Raw genomic sequence first — 21,626 nt, forward strand, 5'->3', positions numbered from 1 at the left:
AAATTATCGTATAGCACGTGCGCCTAAAACAGCTTTGCCTATTTGTAAAATCGGTCAATTTTCAGTACGATTAAAGGTTTATTTGGCGTATCGACAGCTGGCTATAGTGCTTGGCATCATAGCATAAATTTTACCAAACTTCCCTTATCTTACACCAACTTGCGCCCATAAAATGAAATATGAGCAGCAATGTCAGCCATTATCGAATCGTTTTATCGACGACGATGTAAAAAACGAATGGATGTCTATGCTTTAGACAAACGCTCTGCTTCAATATTAGTGTTCGAGACTGTATTGTCCAGCTCAACCTCTGTCTTAAATCGTGTCAATCGCAGTGCATTCATTAATACTGAGATGGAACTAAGCGCCATGGCAGCAGCTGCAATCATAGGGTTTAAAAACCCAAAAGCAGCGAGTGGAATGCCAATGCAATTATAAATAAAGGCAAAAAACAAATTTTGCTTAATATTACGCAGTGTTGCTTGGGCGATTTTTTGTGCCGCATCGATATGCATCAATGACTCACCCATCAGTCTCGCTGAGGCACTGTGCTGGGCCACGTCGGTCCCTTCAAACATGGCAAAACTGGCATCGGCAGTTGCCATCGCTGGTGCATCATTAACACCATCACCTGCCATGGCAACTTTATGACCCGCTGTTTGTAATTTAGCAATCTGGCTCGCCTTATCTCTCGGACTCATTTTGCCATAAGCCGCCTTGATACCCAGTTTTCCTGCGACATAATCGACGACGGACTGCTTATCACCACTCATCAAAATCACGTTAATGCCAGCATTTTGTAGTGCAGTAATCGCTTGTGGAGTGTCCCCTTTTAGGTCATCCGCTAAAGCAAAAGCGCCTAAAGGTTCATCGTTAATACTAACTGCAACCGTACTGGCCACTTGCCATGCTTTTGGCATCAATTTTGGCAGCGTCAAGTTAGCAAAATCTGCCGTACCAACCTTAATAAGCCCAAGGCCATCAATGCTTGCTTGTATACCTGCGCCTTTTATCACGCTGATATCGGTCACATTAAATAAAGGCAGTTGACGGTCTTTGGCCGTGTTGACCAGAGCGGTTGCTAGTGGATGACTGGCATGCGCCTCGACACTGGCGGCAATCTGCAATACCTCATCAACAGCAAGCGATTTATCCACCATGACATGGTCAACGATAGTCGGTTTGCCAATGGTCAGTGTGCCCGTCTTATCCAAGACAACGGTATCGATGTCGCCCGCTGCTTCGAGGCTTTGTGCGTCTTTGAACCAAACGCCATGACGAGCAGCAACGCCCATACCCGCCATAATTGCAGCGGGTGTGGCCAAGCCAAGCGCACAAGGGCAGGCAATGACCAAAACCGATACGGCGTGCATTAGCGCCGTATCCACCATACCTGTCAGCCACCACGTGACGACAAAAGTAACCAATGCAATCGTAACAACGATGGGAACAAAAATAGCTGTCACTCTATCAGCCAGACGCGCTAAGTTGGCTTTTGAGCCTTGCGCATCGCTGAGTGCTTGTACCATATCACCTAGCTTAGTATCGCTACCTTTAGCACTGACGCGATATAGCAAACTGCCATTTTCGACTAGAGCACCTGCCAATAGAACATCGCCCTCTTCTTTTTTGAGCGGTACGGACTCACCCGTTAAATGACTCTCCACACACCAGCCACTACCACCTATAACCATGCCATCGGTGGCTACTCGGCTACCTTGCTTAGCGCGCAAAATATCACCAACCTGTACATCTTGGAGTGCAACATTATGAAAATCACCATTCGACTGCTGCTGCTCAACTTGGTCAGGTATCAGTGATAACAATAAATCAATACTATTTAAGCTGTGCTTTTTGGTACGCTCTTCTAAATACTTACCCGTACGAACAAAAGCAATAACCATCACTCCTGCTTCAAAATACACTGCAGGACTATTACCTGCACCATGACCACCCATGAGACCATCTTGCAGCAAGCTATTTAGCGTCCCATCGCCATTTGTCAGCCACAGATAAGTTGAATATGCCCAAATGGTGACCGTACCGATAACGACCAATACGTCCATATTGGCAAGACCACCTCTAATCGATGCCCATGCGCTCTTATAAAACGGTAACGCCAAGCCAAACTGTACCACTGTCGCTATGAGGAACTGTATCCAAACCGGTGGCATCCACGCCATACCAAAACCTGTCAGCATGCCTGCCATACCGACTAAAAATGGGATTAAGCAAACCCATAGCCCAATCAAGCGCCAAGGATACTCAATTGCTGTATTCTTGTCCGTTTTCTCAAATAAGCTCTCACCTACTCGTAAATTAGCCACAAAACCAGTTTTATTCACCCATTCTGTGACCTGCTCAGGTGTGGTCTGAGTCGGATCATAATCGACATTGGCAGTCTCACCTGCAAAATTCACACTCACATCGTATACCGATGGCTTTTTGTTAAGTACCTTTTCGATTCGTGAGGCACAAGCCTGACATGTCATACCATCAATCGCCAGTTGTAGATGCGCACGCTGCGGCGTAAGTGATGTATTTGACTGAACGTCAGTTTCAACATCGTAGGATTTGTCATTAGTGCTGCGGGTAATATCATTCATAAAGAAAACTCGGTATGGCATTTATTCGTTATAGCGTTTGTAAAATTGGATGAGCCATAAAAATATCAGTGGATGGATGAATCTAAATTAAAAAACATTCCAGATTACTATCCATTCAAATCAATTCAATTCATTTATAGCCATCTGGGAAGCAACCTAATATCACTACTCTTCAACCATTAAAAAACCAGCCATAATAGCTGGTTTTTTCAAATGAGAGACGGTACTTATGAGTTAGCGACAGTCGCATCAAAGCCAGCATCATCAATCGCTGAAACAATGGCTTCTATATTCGTTTTACTATCGTCAAAAGTAACGGTTGCTTGATTGTCTATCAGCTCGATACTGATATCATCTAGGCCATCAATATCAGTAGTAGCGTTATATATACTGGCTACGCAGCCACCGCAAGTCATGCCGTCGATTTTTATAACACGAGTTTGGTCTGTCATATGAGACTCCTTTTTTTTATTTATTAATATAATACTGTTTTAAATAAATGATGCGCAGATACTATCTGAGGATCATTCGAGGAATAATACCCGATATCAAAGATTAATCATCATGATGTGAGTTTTGTGGTGCATCGATAGGAAACGGCTGAGTAACATAATCAACCATACTGATTGCCGCCGTCAGAGCATGGATACTCGTATCGGTATCTTCATAACGCACACTAGCAACATGGCGAGTGGTATCTAAATCAATAGCTGTTACGCCAGTGATATTCTTCAATGCCGTCATCACGCTATTTAGTCCTGCCGCGTCATCGATATTTTCGATACTTACTTGTGCGGTTTGAATCGCCATTACATTATCCTCCTATCTTTGACCTATTAGCTAGTACTACTAATGAGTGTCTAACGTTTCGAAACCTTTGACCAAGTCATCAATCTGCTTAAGTTGGCGTAAAAACGGCTCTAACTGGCTCATACGTAGTGCACAAGGACCGTCACATTTGGCTGTTTCTGGGCTTGGGTGTGCTTCTAAAAACAACCCTGCCAACCCTGCTGCCATACCTGAACGTGCAAGCGTCGTGATTTGCTCGCGGCGACCACCCGCACTATCGCTACGCCCACCCGGCTGTTGCAAACTATGTGTCACATCAAAAAATACAGGAATATCCATCTGCTTCATCGTATCAAAACCAAGCATATCGACGACCAAATTGTTATAACCAAAAGCACTGCCACGCTCACACAATATCAGTTTGTCATTGCCACCTTCCAAGCATTTATTGACGATATGACGCATCTCATGAGGGGCTAAAAACTGGGCTTTTTTAATATTAATAATGGCATCTGTCTTCGCCATTGCATGGACCAAATCAGTCTGACGTGACAAAAATGCAGGCAACTGGATGATGTCAGCTACTTCAGCGACAGGTGCTGCTTGATGAGGCTCATGAATGTCAGTAATGATAGGTACTTGGAACTTCTCTTTGATTTGACCAAGCCAGTCAATGCCTTTCGCCAATCCTGGGCCTCGATAAGAGTGCAGGCTTGAACGGTTGGCCTTGTCAAAACTGGCCTTGAAGACATAATCGATGCCCAAACGTTGGCATATATCAATATACTGTTCAACAATCTCAAACGCTAACTCTTTAGATTCCAAAACATTCATACCGCCGAACAATACAAACGGCTGATCGTTACCAATATTAATAGTGTTATTGTTAGGCGTATTAAGCTGAATATGTGATTGTGCTTTTAATAAATTTTCCATTAAACAACTATCCTCTTTATTGTTATCAGTGGTTCTATCGCATATTGTAACCGATAGCCCAATTAATAAAAGTATCCAAGCGTAATCATACCATTCCTAAAAATCAGAATAGTCCGAGAAATGAGTGCAACTGCCTCATTTATTAGACTAATCACTTTTCACGTGGTTAATGATATTTTTTGGGTTTGGTGTTATCCGTAATTAAGGTGTAATGGACAATTATATTGCGATAACCATGTTCTCTAATTCTAAAATATAGGCTCAAAAAAAGACCGATTCGAAAATCAGTCTTTTTTATACATGTAAATATGTCAGGCGTTTATAACGACTTGGTTTGAACTATCTGGCTTCGTTATAGTTTTTCGCCGCTTTTACAAAGCTGTTGAACAGTGGATGACCACCGCGTGGCGAGCTAGTAAATTCAGGATGGAACTGTACAGCAACGAACCATGGATGCTCAGAAATCTCAACTGACTCAACCAAATGCTGCTTGGCTGAATAACCAGATATGGTCATACCTGCTTGCTCTAGTGGCTCGATATAACGGTTATTCATCTCATAGCGATGACGATGACGCTCCGTAATATTGCTCGCGCCATAGATTTGGCTTAATTTGCTGCCAGCAACTAATTCGGCTTGCTGTGCACCTAGACGCATAGTGCCACCAAGATCTGAATCATCACTACGAATCTGTAGCTCACCGCGCTCATCTAGCCACTCAGTGATGAGACCGATGATCGGCTCAGCAGTCTTGCGATCAAACTCAGAAGAGTTAGCATCAATATTAAGCACATTACGAGCATACTCAATCACTGCCAACTGCATACCGAGGCAGATACCTAGATAAGGTACGCTGTTTTCACGTGCATAAGTAATGGCTTTCATTTTGCCATTAGTACCACGCTCTCCGAAACCGCCTGGTACTAAGATAGCATCAGCGTTATTTAGCTGCGCGAATAAACTATCATCACTCTCCAAACGCTCGGCATCGATATAATCAATCTTTACGTCTGCTTTATGTGTGATACCAGCATGGAGCAATGCTTCATTGATAGACTTATACGCATCAGGCAGTTCGACATACTTGCCAACCATCGCTACGGTCACAGTCGTCTCAGGATTGAGCTGCGCTTCAACAACTTTATCCCAATCGCTCAAGTCTGCTTCAGGTACATCAATGCCGAAACGCTCACAAATCAAGTCATCAAGGTCTTGCTCATGCAAAGTGCGCGGTATTTGATAAATACTTTGGGCATCTTCACACATAATGACTGCACGCTCTTCCACATTAGTGAATAGCGCAATCTTACGGCGATTGTCTTGTGAGATATGATGTTCAGAACGGCAAATCAATATGTCAGGCTGCAAACCAATAGAACGCAGCTCTTTTACAGAATGTTGGGTAGGCTTGGTTTTGGTTTCACCAGCACTAGCAATATAAGGTACTAGCGTTAAATGCATCAACATGGCTCTGTTACGGCCAAGCTCTACTTGCATTTGGCGTACGGCTTCCATGAAAGGCAGTGACTCGATGTCACCGACTGTACCACCAATCTCGATAATAGCGATATCATAGCCTTCACCACTGGCCAAGATTTTACTCTTGATTTCATCAGTGATGTGCGGGATAACCTGTACTGTACCGCCGAGATACTCACCACGACGCTCTTTGTTTAAAACGTTTTGGTAGATGCGACCACTGGTGAAGTTATTGCTTTTACTCATTTTTGAATGACGTAAAAAGCGCTCGTAGTAGCCCAAATCTAAATCTGTCTCTGCGCCGTCTTCGGTAACGAAAACTTCGCCATGTTGGAATGGGCTCATCGTACCTGGATCGACATTGATGTACGGATCCATCTTGGTCATCGTGACTGTTACGCCACGTGCTTCTAAGATAGCGGCAAGAGATGCTGCGGTGATACCTTTTCCTAGTGAGGACACTACCCCACCGGTCACAAATATAAACTTGGTCATAGTACTCTTTCGGTAATTGGTAAAGAAGGATTTTACTAAAAATACGCCATAAAATATAGGGCAAAAATGCAAACTGTCAGAAACTCTTCTGTTTTTGTGTTGGTAATCAACATTTTTCTGCAATTTAAATGCTAACCAACAAAAAACCCACCCCGAAGGATGAGTTTTTATAATCAGATTCTAATGCTTAGATTAGAATTTGTACTCTAGACCACCACCAAGTGCGAATACATCAAGATCAGCACCAGTAGCACCATCTTCAGCAGAGTTGTTACCAACATAAGCGTGAGCAATGATGTTGTCTTTATACATGTATTTACCACCTAGAACGACTTGGTCTGAATCACGATCTTCAACACCAGCTAAGTTTCTAGTACCGTTATATTGAAGGTAAACAGCAGCTGGACGAGCAAAGTTAGCTAGACCCATCTCAGCACTGACGACCAAACCTTTTTCGTCTTTAGTACCTTCGTCAAAATCAGCTACTTGATACATTGCACCTAAAGTAACTGGCGCTGCCATGTATTTGCCTAGATCGACCGTTGCACTACCACGTAAAAGCTCGCCTGCTTGGCTCATGTCTTTATCATAAGCAACACCAGCAGTAACGCCAGTACCTTGGTCAAACATCAACGAAGCGCCAAAACCACTGTCACGGTCATTATCATCAGATACAAAAGCTTCATCAGCACTATACTGAAGTGAGAGCTCTAGTGGTAGATCATTATATTTAGGTGCAATCCATACGATAGAATTATTAACACGACCACCATCAGCCATAGTTACCGCATCTAAAACATCGCCTTCCATGTCAAGATTACTAGAGCCTAGGTTATCCCAAAAGCCTTCAGTAACGCTTACATTATTGATGTAATCAGTCACTGAATAATTACGGCCAAAACGGAACTGACCTAAGTTTTTGTTATCCAGACCAAGGTAAGTATCACGGCTCTTTAAAGCAATATTCTCATCACCACTGTCATCGACAGCAATGCCATATTCTAATTGATAAATCACATCAGTGTTAGCAGTCATTGCTTCAGAGCCTTTGAAACCAAGGCGTGAACTGTTTGAGTTGATTTGCACTGAGTCGCTGTCGACGTCATACAATGTACCATCACGTTCAGCATTTACATAGTCAGTAGTAACGAATGCTTTACCATATAAGGTAGGTGCTGCATTGGCTGCAGATACAGATAAAGCGGCAACTGCTGTAGCTAAAAGTAATTTTTTCAAAGGATATCTCCACTTTACGATTTGAGTGATAAGTTGGCTAAGTAGTTGATGTATATAATGGTGTATCCAAAGATACTCAAAACCACTATATATAACGAGTCATGAAAACTGCTTAAACACTACTTTACCGAACAAATATTACAGTAAGGTGAAAAAACAAAATTTACATGACTGTGATTATTCAATATTACTATTCTTTGTATTTAATATTTTATTTTTATCATAAAAAAACCCACCCCGAAGGGTGAGTTTTTATATATTAGCTATTAGCAGCTGATACTAGAATAAGTATTCTAGACCGCCACCAATTGCGAATACATCAAGATCAGTATTAGTAGCTTTATCGTCAGCAGAGTTGTCACCAATATAAGCATGAGCAATCATGTTGTCTTTGAAGTTGTATTTACCACCTAGAACAACTTGGTCTGAATCACGGTCTTCGAAACCAGCTAGGTTTTTAGTGCCGTTATATTGAACATAAACAGATGCTGGACGAGCAAAGTTAGTTAGACCCATTTCAGCACTAACAACCAAGCCTTTTTCGTCTTTTTCGCCGCCATCAAAATCAGCTACTTGATACATTGCACCTAAAGTAACTGGCGCCGCCATGTATTTACCTAGATCAACCGTTGCACTACCACGTAAAAGCTCGCCTGCTTGGCTCATGTCTTTATCATAAGCAACACCAGCAGTGAAGCCAGTACCTTGGTCAAACATCAACGATGCACCAAAACCACTGTCACGGTCATCATCATCAGATACAAAAGATTCATCAGCACCATACTGAAGTGCAAGTTCTAATGGTAGACCATTGTATTTAGGTGCAATCCATACGATTGAGTTATTAACACGACCACCATCAGCCATGGTTACTGCATCAAGGATATCGTCTTCCATGTCAAGGTTACTAACACCTAGATTATCCCAAAAACCTTCAGTAACAGTTACGTTATTGATGTAGTCAGTCACTGAGTAGTTACGACCGAAACGGAACTGACCTAAGGTTTTGTTGTCTAGACCAAGGTAAGTATCACGGCTTCTTAAAGCAACATTATCATCACCACTGTCATCGATAGCAATGCCATACTCTAACTGATAGATAACATCAGTGTTAGCAGTCATTGCTTCAGAGCCTTTAAAACCAAGACGTGAGATGTTTGAGTTGATTTGTACTGAATCGCTATCTACATCATATTCTGGAAGTGATGAGTCACGCTCAGCATTTACATAGTCAGCAGTAACGAATGCTTTACCATAAATAGTAGGGGCTGCATTGGCTGCAGATACAGATAAAGCAGCAACTGCTGTAGCTAAAAGTAGTTTTTTCATGGGTGTATCTCCACTTTACAATTTTAGTAATAAGCTAGCTATTATTAGCTGGTGCTCATAATGGTATCGTCACAAATCCTCAAAGATATAATGTGTAACTGGCTACCGAGATTAGTCAGGAACAAGTGTGGCGAATTGCTATTGCAGTAAGATCAAAAACCATGACTCACATGACTGGGATTAAAACAACGTAACTGCCATGTAACCTTTGGTATTTATTGCTCCGTGCGTAACATCCGTTACCAAACTCATACTTCGAGTACAAGCATAACAACTTTGACATAATTTGCAACATGTTTTTTTGCTTTTTCGATACATCCATTATCAAATAAAAAATGCTTGGTTGTATTTGAGCGATCACTAAAAAAAATTCTATTGACTCAACAAGATACAGAAAACATTGATTAATATCATTACTGATAATCTTAAATAGCAATAACGAATATCAAGTATTTAGCCAAAAAAAGCGCTATTTATTTAACAATAAATAGCGCTTATAAAATACTGCTTGTCTTATTTTTGTCACATTTGACAGTCACAAACGAGCAAGATAGTACAATATACCATCCTGCTCATTAGCTTAAGCCTGCCTAAAAAATGATACTTAATTTATCATTTTAGGTGTTTGCTTTTAGATCAAGACGTGCCTGATGCAACAATGGTTCAGTGTAGCCACTAGGCTGCTCACGTCCTTTAAACACTAAATCACAGGCTGCCTTGAATGCATAAGAGTTTTCAAAATCGCTAGCCATTGGTTGATAATCACTATCACCAGCATTTTGTTCATCAACGACTTTTGCCATACGCTTCATGGTCTCAAGCACTTGCTCCTCAGTGATCACATTATGATGCAGCCAGTTAGCGATATGTTGACTGGAAATACGTAGCGTGGCACGATCTTCCATAAGACCAACATCATCGATATCAGGTACTTTAGAGCAACCAACGCCTTGGTTTACCCAGCGTACGACATAACCTAGGATACCCTGCGCATTGTTCTCTAATTCTTGCTGCTTTTCTTCTTTAGACCAGTTGGTGTCTTTCGCTAATGGAATGGTCAAGATATCATCCAAGCTTGCACGCTCACGTGATTTTAGGCTGTCTTGTACTTCTGTCACATTTACTTGATGATAGTGCATGCTGTGCAAGGTTGCCCCTGTTGGTGACGGTACCCATGCCGTACTAGCACCAGACTTGGGATGCGCAGCCTTGGTGTCCATCATCTCTTTCATTTCATCAGGCTTCGCCCACATGCCTTTACCAATCTGAGCAACACCCTGTAGACCTGTCTCAAGGCCCACATCTACGTTCCACTGCTCATAGGCTGGCTGCCACGCTTGTGACTTCATCTCACCTTTTGGTACAAACGGGCCTGCATTCATACTGGTATGCATCTCATCACCTGTACGGTCGAGGAAACCCGTATTAATAAAGATCACACGCTCTTTGGCTTGGCGAATGGCTTCTTTTAAGTTAACCGTCATGCGACGTTCTTCATCCATAATGCCGATTTTAAGGCTGTTGCGCTCAAGCCCTAGCAAGTCTTCTGAAGCGTTAAACAAGTCATTGGCCATTTTGACTTCTTCAGGACCATGCATTTTTGGCTTAACGATATACATTGAGCCTTTGCGTGAATTCGATAGTGGGTTTTTACCTTTTAAATCATTTAAAGATAATAACGGTGTGATTAAGCCATCCATCAATCCTTCAAAGATTTGTTCTTGACCATTACCCAAATCTACTAAGATTGCTGGGTTTTGCATCAAATGACCGACGTTACGAATGAGTAGCAACGAACGACCTGGTAGGATAAGCTTGCCGCCATCTGGCGTGGTGTATTCGCGGTCTGGGTTTTGTTGACGAGTACGCGTCTTGCCACCTTTTTCAAAGGTTTCTTGCAAGTCAGCATTCATCAAACCAAGCCAGTTGCGATAGACTTCAACTTTTTCTTCAGCATCAACCGCAGCGACTGAATCTTCACAATCCTGAATGGCTGTAATCGCTGACTCAAGTAAGACGTCTTTGATATTTGCAGGGTCATCTTTACCGACTGGATGGTTGGCATCGATTTGGATTTCGGCATGCAGATTGTTGTTCTTTAATAAAATACCTGTTGGTGCTGCGGCATCACCCACAAAACCGACAAATTTTTCAGTGTCTTTTAGCGAAGTGCTGCTATCACCTTGGATAACTTCAAGTGCGCCATCAACCACTGCAAAGCCTGTCGCGTCATTGTATGAACCTGATGCTAGCGCAAAGTTTTCATCTAAGAATGCTTTTGCATAAGCGACGACGGCAGCACCACGAGTCGGATTATAGCCACCTGTTGCTTCTTGACCATTATCATTACTGATGACATCGGTACCATATAAGGCATCATACAAACTACCCCAACGTGCATTGGTTGCGTTCAGTGCGTAACGAGCATTGCGTACGGGTACGACCAGCTGTGGCCCTGCGATATGAGCAATCTCATCATCAACGTTTTGTGTGCTAACTTTAAAGTCATCGCCTTCTGGTAATAGATACCCAATCTCTTGTAAAAATGCCTTATATATAGGGTAATCGATTTCGCCATCTTTGGCAGGGTTATCTAAATGCCACTGATCAATCTGTGCTTGAATTTTGTCACGAGTCGCCAGCAGTGCCTTGTTGCGCGGGGTAAACTCTTTGATGACTTTTTCGAAACCTGACCAATAACTGTCTGAGTCAACACCGACTTTCGGTAGCACTTCGTTTTCAATAAAGTCATACAATTGCTGGTCGATGGCAAGGATGCCTTTTTGAATACGATTGGCGTTAGAAGACTGGCTCATGTTGTTATCCTTATCTGTTCGTGAGAGTGTAAATACGAAGTTGCTACCGCAATGATTGGACATTGTCGGTCTTAGACATCTATTCCAAGTTTAGATGAGTACGAATCAAATCTGTTGTTCTATCATATAAGCTTGTCATGAATAGCACTTTAAACATTTGTGCTATGCTACTAGCATACATTTTTTGCTGCATTGAATCACGCTTGCTAACAACATTATAGAAAACGATATAGGTCATAAATACAGCCATTTATTTCAAACGGCCTATACCTGTGTATCAATAGCTTTATGTCGTATTGGCATGAGCTATAATGCTCACTACCCATCACTAAGCGATGACTGATATGTCAATAGTAAGAAAGATTCTGCTTTAGCAAAATCTTATCCTACTATCAAATAAAGAAATAAACAAGAAAACACCATTCACCAAGTAAATGTTGGGGTTGTATAATTATGATGACCTATAAACTGTCGGCCCTAAAGCCTATTCTCAGTGCTTTTATATGCACAGACAATTAGGCCTAGATAAACAGTAAGTAATCATTACTGTATCGACTTATAGTTATTAGTTATCTATCCCATTTTTATGTTTAGCCAATACGTATCAAATACTTAACCATGACAGAGACTATGAACAAAGAAAATATGAAACCTATTAACAGCAGTGATAACGCCTTAAACGATGAACTTACGAACGACAACGAGATGGTAAAAGACAGCATAGAAACAGACAGTGTTGATATCACTCAGCTACGTACGCCCATCAAGGTAGACCTCTCCCCTGTCTATAATTTCTTGGGTGCTCGAACCACACAGGCTTGGGTAGATGCTGCGATTAATAACTTGCCATTAATCATTCAGGATCATGCCAATTGCGAAAAAAAAGCAGCGGGCACCGCCATGAATCTCATATTCCGCTATGAGTTTTCCTATGATTTGCAGTGTAAGCTGGCGCAGTTGATACGTGAAGAGATGCTACATTACGAGCAGGTATTAGGCATCATGAATGACCGTGGTCTGGAGTGGAAATACCTCAGTGCTGGACGTTATGCTAAAGGCATGTTGAAACACAAGCGCACTTACGAGCCAGCAGCGATGGTCGATGTGTTAATCATTGGGGCATTCATTGAAGCACGCTCTTGCGAACGATTTGCGTCGTTGGCTGAGGTTATCAATGATGAGCGCTTGGCAAAGTACTATCGTTACTTACTTAAGTCAGAAAGTCGTCATTTTGAGGATTACTTGGCCTTGGCTCAATCACTATCTGAAGACAATATCGATGAAAGAGTGGCTTTCTTTAAAGAAGTGGAATCAGAGCTGATATCTAGTCCGGATGCTGAATTACGCTTTCATAGCGGTACACCTGCTTAGATATTGTTGCTAGTCATTTAGATACTGGTAATCGTTTAGACAAATAAAAAAGGTACTACTAGAGTTCAAGATATTTAGCTTGAACTCTAGTAGTACCTTTCCTGATTCTGATTAGATCTGTCTATTGACCTTTTCGCTTATGACATTCTTTGTTAAGCCTAGAACCATCACAATAAATCACTATTTATCGTCTTTCATTAACGGACTGTCATACTGTTTATGGTTTTTGGCAATATTATGTGGGTCGTGATCGTCCGTCGCTCTTTCTGCAGCAGCAGGATTTGCTTTCTGTAAGGCATTATTAGCGACAATGCCATTGTTATCATCGTTATCATCTGCATCTTTTAATTTATGACTCTCATTCACTGCCTTATCGTCTGGCATGCTCATAATGACACCTCACTCTCGTCGTTATTATTATTGTCTTATCTACATATAAATTACTGAGTAAATACTATCTGTCTTTTTCATCAGGGTTCAGCACACGTAATTGCGCATTGTCAGCGTTTGCATAACGGTTTAGATTATTAATACCTTCACTTTTAGAAGGCTCACTGCCAACTGTATGCTCATTGATACCGTCATCAAAAGCATTGCCCTCTTGGTCACGGCGATCAGGCTGACGGGCAGGATTATCGTTGTCATTTACGTGTTCCGAACGAACAACCCCTTCTTCAAACGTGTCCGTTCCTTTGTTCTCAGTGATATTCTTTTCTATCTGGCCATCTAATAATACTGATTTTTTGTTTTCCATGGTCATATCCTTATTATTTTTATTCGTCTCTTTTTAACGGCTATGTCAATTATCGTTAGAAGTTATTTATCATTAAAAGCTGTTTATCAAATTCATTCGACATCAGCCAATCTTTACTCGTTACCTTTTTGGCTCAAGTCTTGGACATTCAAATCCGCAACATTTTTACCACCCGCTGGTAAGTCTTCTTCTTTGCGTGGATCAGCATATATTTCATCTGTTTCTTGTGAGTCTTGCTGTGGACCGTCAATGTCTGGCTCATGCTTACGCCCTTCATAACTGTCCTGTATGTTGTTTGGATGTGATGCTGCCGAATCATTGACTACTACTTTTTCTTCATTGTTTGACTGACTATTAATTGTCATAGCTTATCCCTCAAGTTGTAGTCAATCCTCTATAAGAGAGTGACAGCGTTAACCTCGCTTGACGTACCAGATGTACATCTGCACTGGGTTTCCTTGTCTCTCTTTTAAACTGAATCAACTATATTTCGTTAAACGTTAAATCAAAGCATTTATTACCATAACTATTTGTCAGTGCGTAGTTCATCTTCGATGAAAGAGGTTTGCTCTTTTTCACTCAATGATTCAGGCGCATCTACTTTTCTATCACTCTTGAGATTTTGTGCAATTTGTTTGCTGTCAGCGTTTTCTGCTGCTTGTTTGATATCTGAGCTGTCGTTGTTTGTCGTACTCATAATGATTTTCCTATTTTTATAATTCATTGGTTTTACTTGTTTTTATATAGCTGCCTATCTAGTAGGACTGATATTGATTATAAGTAGAACGTTGCGTACCTCACCAGTGTACTGCCGTATCAATATGTGAATAAATGTGAGGTTACAAGACAGTTTGTAACTTATACAAATCATTTGTCCAAATAAAAAACCAAGCGCCAGTACTTACCAGCGCTTGGTTTTGTTAACTCGTTTAAAACTATTTACAACATCAAAAATATATCTACAAGAGTGCGCTAGACTGAATCTCCCACCCCATTGATAACCTTTAATAGGTGTTCTTGGGCGATATACGGCGTTTCACCCGCTACTGGTTGCAGATGTGTCCACACACCATTGCCATCCAGTGTCCAAGCTTGAGTATTGTCTTTTAGGTAACTGAGCAATCCATCTTGATAGACTTGCTTAAACAGTTTTTTGTCTTCAATAGGAAATGCCACTTCTACGCGATGGAATAGATTGCGATCCATCCAGTCAGCACTGCCGCAATATAGACGCTCATCACCATTGTTATAAAAATAATAAACACGTGTGTGCTCTAAAAACCGGCCAATCACAGAGCGTACAGTAATATTTTCAGACAGACCTTTTACTTGTGGACGTAAGCAACATATAGAGCGCAAAATCAGCTCGATTTTGACGCCTACTTGTGAGGCATCATACAACTTAGCAATTAGACGACGCTCAGTCAGGGCATTAACTTTCACGATAATGTGAGCCTTCTTGCCTGCTTTTGCATGTGCGATTTCAGCATCGATAAAGCGTATTAATTTATCATGTAGCGTAAATGGGGCATGCAGTAGCTTTTTGAGATTGGCAGGCTTGCCCATCCCTGTCAGCTCTTGGAATATTTTATGGACGTCTTCTGAGATGTCAGGATCTGCGCTAAACAAACCATAGTCGGTATAGACTTTTGCGTTGGCAGCATGATAGTTACCTGTACCCAAATGCACGTAACGGCGGATACGGTCATCCTCACGGCGAACGATGAGCATGAGCTTGGCATGGGTTTTATAACCGACGATACCATAGACCACGACTGCGCCCGCTTCTTGCAGATAATTAGCAACGGCAATATTAGAGGCTTCGTCGAAACGCGCTCTCAGCTCGATAACAGCGGTCACTTCTTTACCATTACGGGCAGCAGCGGCAAGTGCTTTGACGATTTCTGAATTGGTACCTGAACGATATAGCGTTTGCTTAATCGCTAGCACTTTTGGATCACTGGCGGCTTGCCATAATAAATTGATAATTGGCGAAAATGCATGAAAAGGGTGATGTACGAGCACATCCTTTTTGCGCATCGCGGCAAACATACTGGTCGCTTTGTCCAGTTTGTCCATCTCACGGCGGAACTCTTTCGGTATCACATGAGTGAACGGCTCATAGCGCAGCGCTGGAATATTAAAATCAAACAGCAACCGTGTTAAGTTAACTGGACCATTGACACGATATAGCTGATTATCATGTAGCTCAAACTCATTGAGTAGATAATCACTGATATGCGTCGGACAGTCCATGGTGACCTCCAAACGAACCTTGTCACCAAAGCGGCGGTTTTCTAACTCACCCTCTAGCGCTTTGGCAATATCTTCGACATCATCAGCCAGATCTAAATCGGCATTACGGGTCAGCCTGAACTGATGACACCCTGTCACATTCATACCAGGGAATAGCTCTCCAATATGCTCATGAATGATGGCAGATAGCATGACGTGATGCTCTTTACCGCCTGTCAATTCATCAGGTAGACGAATCACACGTGGCAGACTGCGCGGCGCTGGCACAATCGCAAGATTGATATCACGACCAAACGCATCTTTGCCTTCTAAGGTAGCGATGAAATTTAAGCTTTTATTAACCAAACGCGGGAACGGATGCGCAGGATCAATACTAATCGGCGTCAACACTGGCGATACTTGCTCAGTGAAATAGCGCTTCATCCAAGCCGACTGCTCTGCATTCAGCTCATCGCGTTTTAGATAACGGATGTCTTCCTTAGCAAGCGCGGGCAAGACATCTTCGTTAAGAATGCGATACTGCTCATCGATAGCATCATGCATGACCGTGGATATCTCATTCAGTACCTCACTAGGGCGCATACCGTGGACACTGGTCGAGACATCACCGATATTGAGCTTTTGCATCAGGCCTGCGACCCGAATCTCAAAAAACTCATCGATGTTTGATGAGAAAATAATCAAGAAAAATAGGCGCTCAAGTAGCGGATGGCGGGGACTGGCCGCCTGCGCTAATACACGTAAATGAAACTGCAATAAAGACAGGTCACGATTAATATAGCTGCTCGGCGAGTAGCTACCGTCTTCTGAACGCTGCCATGCCACTGTGGTCAAATTCTCATGGTTACCCTCTGTATGGGTTTTATTATCAACAGCCACAACGTCATTCACATTGCTATCACTACTTTGCTCTTTATTCACATCTAACACGTCATTAGTCCTTTTACTGTATCGATACGCCATCATCTGTTATAGGGTCATTAAACTCGGGCGACTATGGTAACACTGCGTTTTTCATACGCTTTTTAACGATGCTCTGTTTGTTACGTAATCGTCTATCGCCTTGATTGTCTTCGTAATATTTTGGGTTGGTCAACATAGAAATAAGCAAAGCTGACTCATCACGGTTGAGGTTGGCAGCCGACTTATCAAAATAATGATGCGCTGCCGCGTCGATACCATAAATACCATTACCAAACTCTGCCACATTGAGATACGCAGCCAAGATACGCTGCTTGTCCCATAGCGTCTCAATCATCACGGTAATTATAGCTTCTTCGCCTTTACGCGCGTACGAGCGATGCGAGGTCAAAAATAAGTTTTTTGCGAGCTGCTGAGTAATCGTTGAGCCGCCAGCAGACGCCTTACCTGTCTCTTCATTTTTCTTACGTGCAGCTTTAATACCTTTGAAATCAAAACCACTATGTTGGCTGAACGTCGAGTCCTCACTTACTATCGCCGCTTGTTTGGCAGATTTTGCAATGGCATCATAATTAGCCCACGTCTGAGTGACCGTGCCACCCGTTAGGCGATGCGACAACATAAACATACTGTTATTGATCGGCTGCGTTTTCCAAATTAACAGCAGTCCAGCGACTAGCACGTGAAATGCCACGACTAACAGTATCAATACCAATAATAGTCGTTTGAGAAATTTGCCAAAACTTGCCATGCGCGATATCCAAATGTTAAAAAAGGTAATAAGATGAAGTAATAAGTCAGTAATGAAAAGCAGCAGGTCATCTTACCTAATCTCACAATCGCTGTCATTATTTACCCTACTTCTTTATCATGTCATAACAGTGAAACACTATGTTAATTTTTGACTAAAATTCTAAGACAAGCTTTTTGTGACAAGTATTAAAACAAGAGAACAACTATGTACGATGATAATAATATAAAAGAACTACGAGCACGGATCATTGAAAAGTCCCCTAGCCTTAATGCCTATCAGGATAAATGGTGGTTGCTAGGCACGTCTGGCTGTCATCTATGTGATGTCGCCGCGCAACTGCTGACACAGTTTCAAGCAGTACAGCCCGTTACCTATCATGATGTCGATATCGCTGATTTTGATGAATCCCTGATGATGGAATTTGCCACCACGATTCCTGTTATCTTGACGCCGTCAAAGCGATTAAATTATCCGTTTTCGGTACTGGACTTACAGCAACTACTCAGTCAATAATATTAAAACAGTCATAAAAACCAGATAGTGGGAACGCCATGAAAGATCTAAAGCCTATTTTAAAAAAGATTACTGAAATCGAAGACTTGCGCCGAATCGCCGAACGCAAAGTACCACGTATGTTTTATGATTATGTCGATTCAGGCTCATGGACCGAAACCACTTATCGTAGTAATGAAACCGACTTTGACCGTATCAAGTTACGCCAGCGGGTCTTGGTCGATATGGACAACCGCAGTCTGGCCACACAAATGATTGGCGAATCCGTCAAGATGCCAGTCGCCATTGCTCCAACAGGGTTTACCGGTATGATGTGGGCAGACGGTGAAATTAAGGCCGCACAGGCTGCTGAAAAATTCGGCGTGCCCTTCTCACTCTCAACCATGAGTATCTGCTCAATCGAGGACGTCGCTGAAAACACCAGTGCGCCGTTTTGGTTTCAGTTATATGTAATGCGCGATCAAGACTACGTCGCTAATCTGATTCAACGGGCGAAAGATGCTAACTGCTCAGCACTGATTCTGACTGCTGATTTACAAGTACTTGGACAACGTCATAAAGATATTAAAAACGGTTTGTCCGCACCGCCTAGACCAACTTTTGCCAATATCGTCAATCTCATGACCAAACCGCAATGGTGTAAAAATATGCTCGGCACCAAACGTCACAGCTTTGGCAATATCGTTGGTCATGCAAAAGGCGTAGACGATCTGTCCTCACTAACCGCTTGGACAGAAGAGCAGTTCGACCCGCGTTTAAGCTGGGACGATGTCGCACGGATAAAAGACATGTGGGGTGGTAAACTCATTATAAAAGGCATCATGGAACCAGAAGATGCCATCATGGCTGCCCGTAGTGGCGCTGATGCTCTGGTCGTCTCAAACCATGGTGGCCGTCAATTAGATGGGGCGCTGTCCTCTCTTTCTGCGCTTTCTGACATCGTGCAGGCTGTGCATGCTGAGGATAGCGATATAGAGGTCTGGCTAGACAGCGGTATTCGTTCTGGTCAAGATGTATTAAAGGCTATATCGCTGGGTGCAAAAGGCACTATGATTGGACGGGCTTTCTTGTATGGGCTTGGCGCTTATGGTGAAGATGGCGTACGCCGTGCGCTTGAAATCATTTATAAAGAATGTGATCTCTCAATGGCATTTTGTGGTCATACCGATATCAATAACGTCACGGATAATATTTTAGTGAAAGGCACTTATGAAAACCTCAAAGTTGCTGGTGTTTAAATCTAGCCATTTTTAAAACCAGCCACTTTTGAAATGGCAATGTATGAGTCGCTAATCATAAAAATTGCCAAGCTTTAAAACGCGCTGGCAGGTTGATGCATAACATTATCTGACCATACCCTTTATACTCTACTCACAACCTTTCATTAATAGTTAGCTTTTATGACCATTCAACAGTTATTCAAAACAGCGCCCGTCACCACGTTATTGTTAGTCAGCTTTATTGGCTTATTTATTGTGCAAGTGCTGACAGGCGTCGATGCCAATAATCCCTCCACTGAGGCCTTGCTAAAATGGGGCGCGAATGCGTTGCCTTACACCATGCAAGAACAACCATGGCGGCTGGTGAGCAGTGCATTTTTGCATATTGGCTTGATGCATTTGTTGTTTAATGGCTTTGCCATGTATTTCTTTGGGCAAGTTGCCGAGCCGATGTTTGGTTCAGCCAAGTTTTTGGCATTGTTTTTATTGTCCGCAATCGGTGGCAATTTACTCAATAGTTATGTGACATGGCAGAGTCTTTTGGATGGTACGGGACAGCCTGGACTGTCGGCTGGTGCCTCTGGTGGTATTATGGGTATTGGCGCGGCATTATTAATCGCTGCACTGTTTAAAATATCAGTGAATGGCATGGTGCTCAATCTCAAAAGCTTGATATTTATCATGGGCATTAACTTGGTTTATGGTTTTGCCGTACCGGGTATAGATAACGCGGGTCATATCGGTGGTGCTATTACCGGACTAATCATCGCACTGTCTTTCGCGATTGCTTACCGTCAGCGTTTGGCTGTTACGCTACAAAACGCGGCTATCTATCAAAACCAAAATTTACACCGTTATCAAACGACCTACATCAATCAACCGCCTAGCATCGATAGTTACTCAGCTCGTCAGGCTACTGATTTAGATACGACCGATTCACGTAGCGATGATACTTATGCTCAAAGTAATACTGGAACGGATGCAGGGTCAGATATCAACACTGCTCATACCAGCAGCATCCCATCAAAAACACCTATCAAACCCTCGTTTATCTGGCAGTTATTGCCATGGCTAGCGATGTTATTGATCAGTATTGGCTTTGTCTGGTGGTGGCAAGATATTCACTATCAGATACTACAAATATTAAAAGCTATTGAGTAAACGTCCATACTTATCTATCATGGCTCAACGGCTTCTTAGTTTGGTTTTCCCTACTCGCTTATTGCTACCTAATTGTTTTATCTTATGACGACCACTCCTTTACGAGATTCTCTTATGTTTACACTTGCAGCGCTACCTCATATCTCTACGCGTACTATGTTCAATGCGTTAACCGCTACTGCGCTACTCAGTGTGGCTAGCCTGTCTAACGCTGCGATTTTTAATGACAACTTACCGACTGACAAAGATGCTGTACTAAGCGTCGGCGTCAACGTCATGGCGGTCAAATCAGCTTATGATCTGGAAGATGATACCGAGGTAAATGTGTTACCAGGTGCATTTTATGACAATAACAGATTTTATATACGCGGCGCGCAAGCGGGTGTCTACGCGATCAATGATGGTGTCAATCAGTTGTCTGCCTATGCCAAACTCGCTGGTTCTGAGTTTGATCCTGATGATGCCAATGGTGCGCTTCAAGGTCTGGATAAACGCAAATCATCAGCAGAAGCGGGTCTGAGCTATCAGCGTCGTACGTCTGTTGGCGGCATCCGTGCTCAGATAGGGACTGATGTGTTAGATCGTAGTGGCGGCAACACGGCTCGCTTGACGTATCTTGCTAGAATCACTAAAGGCAAGCTGACGGTCTATCCGAGCATTGGTTTTGAGTATCATGATGCTGACTACAATGAATACTATTATGGCGTCAGTGATGAAGAATCAGCGGAAACAGGCGTTGACGCTTATAAATCTAATTCGAGTGTGAACCCGTATATTAATATTAGTGCCAACTATGACTTCAATGATCGTTGGGCAGGGTTTGCCAATCAAAGCGTGAGCTATGTCCCAAATGAGCAGTACGATAGTCCAATGGTCGACTCACGTACTGAAGCGGCGACAACGCTTGGTTTGCTTTATAAGTTCTAGTTAGGGTTAGATATTTGATTTGATGTGAAAAAGCTGAGCATTTTGCTCGGCTTTTTTTGGTTT

The 21,626-nt window shown here is 42.4% G+C and carries 19 protein-coding genes; 5 read left to right on the forward strand and 14 right to left on the reverse strand.

Annotated elements, in window-relative coordinates:
- Nucleotides 1-245 precede the first annotated feature (245 nt).
- From AAEY75_RS07320 to AAEY75_RS07355, 8 genes are all read right to left on the reverse strand, one after another.
- Nucleotides 246-2,606, reverse strand: a complete 2,361-nt coding sequence (locus AAEY75_RS07320) for a heavy metal translocating P-type ATPase (RefSeq protein ID WP_352259245.1) — start codon at nt 2,604-2,606, stop codon at nt 246-248.
- Nucleotides 2,607-2,833: 227 nt separating this feature from the next.
- Nucleotides 2,834-3,058: a heavy-metal-associated domain-containing protein gene (locus AAEY75_RS07325; RefSeq protein WP_197216739.1), complete on the reverse strand. Its 225-nt coding sequence runs from the start codon at nt 3,056-3,058 to the stop codon at nt 2,834-2,836.
- Between the two features lie 103 nt (nt 3,059-3,161).
- Nucleotides 3,162-3,416, reverse strand: a complete 255-nt coding sequence (locus AAEY75_RS07330; RefSeq protein WP_197216738.1) for a heavy-metal-associated domain-containing protein — start codon at nt 3,414-3,416, stop codon at nt 3,162-3,164.
- Nucleotides 3,417-3,455: 39 nt separating this feature from the next.
- Nucleotides 3,456-4,331 (reverse strand): 3-deoxy-8-phosphooctulonate synthase, encoded by an 876-nt coding sequence (kdsA, locus tag AAEY75_RS07335; RefSeq protein ID WP_197216737.1) that lies wholly within the window; start codon nt 4,329-4,331, stop codon nt 3,456-3,458.
- A 339-nt stretch (nt 4,332-4,670) separates the two neighbouring features.
- Entirely contained in the window at nt 4,671-6,305 is a 1,635-nt protein-coding gene (gene pyrG / locus AAEY75_RS07340) for a CTP synthase (RefSeq protein ID WP_197216736.1), read from the reverse strand.
- A 192-nt stretch (nt 6,306-6,497) separates the two neighbouring features.
- Nucleotides 6,498-7,541: a porin gene (locus AAEY75_RS07345; RefSeq protein ID WP_197216735.1), complete on the reverse strand. Its 1,044-nt coding sequence runs from the start codon at nt 7,539-7,541 to the stop codon at nt 6,498-6,500.
- Between the two features lie 279 nt (nt 7,542-7,820).
- The gene (locus AAEY75_RS07350; RefSeq protein ID WP_201591867.1) at nt 7,821-8,870 is read right to left on the reverse strand and encodes a porin; all 1,050 of its coding nucleotides are present in this window, start codon (nt 8,868-8,870) and stop codon (nt 7,821-7,823) included.
- A gap of 617 nt (nt 8,871-9,487) precedes the next feature.
- Nucleotides 9,488-11,686 (reverse strand): malate synthase G, encoded by a 2,199-nt coding sequence (locus tag AAEY75_RS07355; RefSeq protein WP_352259246.1) that lies wholly within the window; start codon nt 11,684-11,686, stop codon nt 9,488-9,490.
- A gap of 630 nt (nt 11,687-12,316) precedes the next feature.
- Between AAEY75_RS07355 and AAEY75_RS07360 the strand changes: the two genes are divergently transcribed.
- Nucleotides 12,317-13,057 (forward strand): MiaE family protein, encoded by a 741-nt coding sequence (locus AAEY75_RS07360; protein WP_197216729.1) that lies wholly within the window; start codon nt 12,317-12,319, stop codon nt 13,055-13,057.
- A 180-nt stretch (nt 13,058-13,237) separates the two neighbouring features.
- On the opposite strand, the gene AAEY75_RS07365 is transcribed toward AAEY75_RS07360, so the two are convergent.
- From AAEY75_RS07365 to mtgA, 6 genes are all read right to left on the reverse strand, one after another.
- Nucleotides 13,238-13,447 carry a hypothetical protein gene (locus AAEY75_RS07365; protein WP_352259247.1) on the reverse strand — a complete coding sequence of 70 codons (210 nt, stop codon included), beginning with the start codon at nt 13,445-13,447 and terminating at the stop codon, nt 13,238-13,240.
- A gap of 64 nt (nt 13,448-13,511) precedes the next feature.
- A complete protein-coding gene (locus AAEY75_RS07370) occupies nt 13,512-13,811 on the reverse strand; it encodes a hypothetical protein (RefSeq protein ID WP_227681319.1) in 300 nt (99 codons plus the stop codon).
- A 113-nt stretch (nt 13,812-13,924) separates the two neighbouring features.
- Nucleotides 13,925-14,176: a hypothetical protein gene (locus tag AAEY75_RS07375; RefSeq protein ID WP_352259248.1), complete on the reverse strand. Its 252-nt coding sequence runs from the start codon at nt 14,174-14,176 to the stop codon at nt 13,925-13,927.
- A 161-nt stretch (nt 14,177-14,337) separates the two neighbouring features.
- Nucleotides 14,338-14,508, reverse strand: coding sequence for a hypothetical protein (locus AAEY75_RS07380; protein WP_352259249.1), 171 nt, complete (start codon nt 14,506-14,508; stop codon nt 14,338-14,340).
- 275 nt (nt 14,509-14,783) lie between these two features.
- Complete coding sequence (ppk1, locus tag AAEY75_RS07385) at nt 14,784-16,958, reverse strand: polyphosphate kinase 1 (RefSeq protein ID WP_413787063.1); 2,175 nt, start codon at nt 16,956-16,958, stop codon at nt 14,784-14,786.
- 103 nt (nt 16,959-17,061) lie between these two features.
- Nucleotides 17,062-17,739 (reverse strand): monofunctional biosynthetic peptidoglycan transglycosylase, encoded by a 678-nt coding sequence (mtgA, locus tag AAEY75_RS07390; RefSeq protein WP_197101804.1) that lies wholly within the window; start codon nt 17,737-17,739, stop codon nt 17,062-17,064.
- 207 nt (nt 17,740-17,946) lie between these two features.
- Here mtgA and AAEY75_RS07395 point away from each other — a divergent pair, with 207 nt between their 5' ends.
- The 4 genes from AAEY75_RS07395 to AAEY75_RS07410 all read left to right on the forward strand — a co-directional run bounded on the left by AAEY75_RS07395 (nt 17,947) and on the right by AAEY75_RS07410 (nt 21,563).
- The gene (locus AAEY75_RS07395; protein WP_197101802.1) at nt 17,947-18,255 is read left to right on the forward strand and encodes a glutaredoxin family protein; all 309 of its coding nucleotides are present in this window, start codon (nt 17,947-17,949) and stop codon (nt 18,253-18,255) included.
- A gap of 38 nt (nt 18,256-18,293) precedes the next feature.
- Nucleotides 18,294-19,493, forward strand: a complete 1,200-nt coding sequence (locus AAEY75_RS07400; protein ID WP_352259250.1) for an alpha-hydroxy acid oxidase — start codon at nt 18,294-18,296, stop codon at nt 19,491-19,493.
- A 162-nt stretch (nt 19,494-19,655) separates the two neighbouring features.
- A complete protein-coding gene (locus tag AAEY75_RS07405; protein ID WP_197101799.1) occupies nt 19,656-20,636 on the forward strand; it encodes a rhomboid family intramembrane serine protease in 981 nt (326 codons plus the stop codon).
- 114 nt (nt 20,637-20,750) lie between these two features.
- The gene (locus AAEY75_RS07410) at nt 20,751-21,563 is read left to right on the forward strand and encodes a MipA/OmpV family protein (RefSeq protein WP_197101798.1); all 813 of its coding nucleotides are present in this window, start codon (nt 20,751-20,753) and stop codon (nt 21,561-21,563) included.
- Nucleotides 21,564-21,626: the final 63 nt, after the last annotated feature.

This window comes from Psychrobacter sp. TB55-MNA-CIBAN-0194 (assembly GCF_040309505.1).
Taxonomy (GTDB): Bacteria; Pseudomonadota; Gammaproteobacteria; order Pseudomonadales; family Moraxellaceae; genus Psychrobacter; species Psychrobacter fozii.

What these genes read in the sequence shown, in the direction of transcription:
- AAEY75_RS07370 (WP_227681319.1), bottom strand. Translation starts at nt 13,811, where the DNA reads ATGGAAAACAAAAAATCAGTATTATTAGATGGCCAGATAGAAAAGAAT.
- AAEY75_RS07400 (WP_352259250.1), top strand. Translation starts at nt 18,294, where the DNA reads ATGAAAGATCTAAAGCCTATTTTAAAAAAGATTACTGAAATCGAAGAC.
- AAEY75_RS07330 (WP_197216738.1), bottom strand. Translation starts at nt 3,416, where the DNA reads ATGGCGATTCAAACCGCACAAGTAAGTATCGAAAATATCGATGACGCG.
- AAEY75_RS07380 (WP_352259249.1), bottom strand. Translation starts at nt 14,508, where the DNA reads ATGAGTACGACAAACAACGACAGCTCAGATATCAAACAAGCAGCAGAA.
- AAEY75_RS07325 (WP_197216739.1), bottom strand. Translation starts at nt 3,058, where the DNA reads ATGACAGACCAAACTCGTGTTATAAAAATCGACGGCATGACTTGCGGT.
- AAEY75_RS07350 (WP_201591867.1), bottom strand. Translation starts at nt 8,870, where the DNA reads ATGAAAAAACTACTTTTAGCTACAGCAGTTGCTGCTTTATCTGTATCT.
- AAEY75_RS07360 (WP_197216729.1), top strand. Translation starts at nt 12,317, where the DNA reads ATGAACAAAGAAAATATGAAACCTATTAACAGCAGTGATAACGCCTTA.
- kdsA (WP_197216737.1), bottom strand. Translation starts at nt 4,331, where the DNA reads ATGGAAAATTTATTAAAAGCACAATCACATATTCAGCTTAATACGCCT.
- mtgA (WP_197101804.1), bottom strand. Translation starts at nt 17,739, where the DNA reads ATGGCAAGTTTTGGCAAATTTCTCAAACGACTATTATTGGTATTGATA.
- AAEY75_RS07375 (WP_352259248.1), bottom strand. Translation starts at nt 14,176, where the DNA reads ATGACAATTAATAGTCAGTCAAACAATGAAGAAAAAGTAGTAGTCAAT.
- pyrG (WP_197216736.1), bottom strand. Translation starts at nt 6,305, where the DNA reads ATGACCAAGTTTATATTTGTGACCGGTGGGGTAGTGTCCTCACTAGGA.
- AAEY75_RS07395 (WP_197101802.1), top strand. Translation starts at nt 17,947, where the DNA reads ATGTACGATGATAATAATATAAAAGAACTACGAGCACGGATCATTGAA.
- AAEY75_RS07410 (WP_197101798.1), top strand. Translation starts at nt 20,751, where the DNA reads ATGTTTACACTTGCAGCGCTACCTCATATCTCTACGCGTACTATGTTC.
- AAEY75_RS07320 (WP_352259245.1), bottom strand. Translation starts at nt 2,606, where the DNA reads ATGAATGATATTACCCGCAGCACTAATGACAAATCCTACGATGTTGAA.
- AAEY75_RS07405 (WP_197101799.1), top strand. Translation starts at nt 19,656, where the DNA reads ATGACCATTCAACAGTTATTCAAAACAGCGCCCGTCACCACGTTATTG.
- AAEY75_RS07355 (WP_352259246.1), bottom strand. Translation starts at nt 11,686, where the DNA reads ATGAGCCAGTCTTCTAACGCCAATCGTATTCAAAAAGGCATCCTTGCC.
- AAEY75_RS07365 (WP_352259247.1), bottom strand. Translation starts at nt 13,447, where the DNA reads ATGAGCATGCCAGACGATAAGGCAGTGAATGAGAGTCATAAATTAAAA.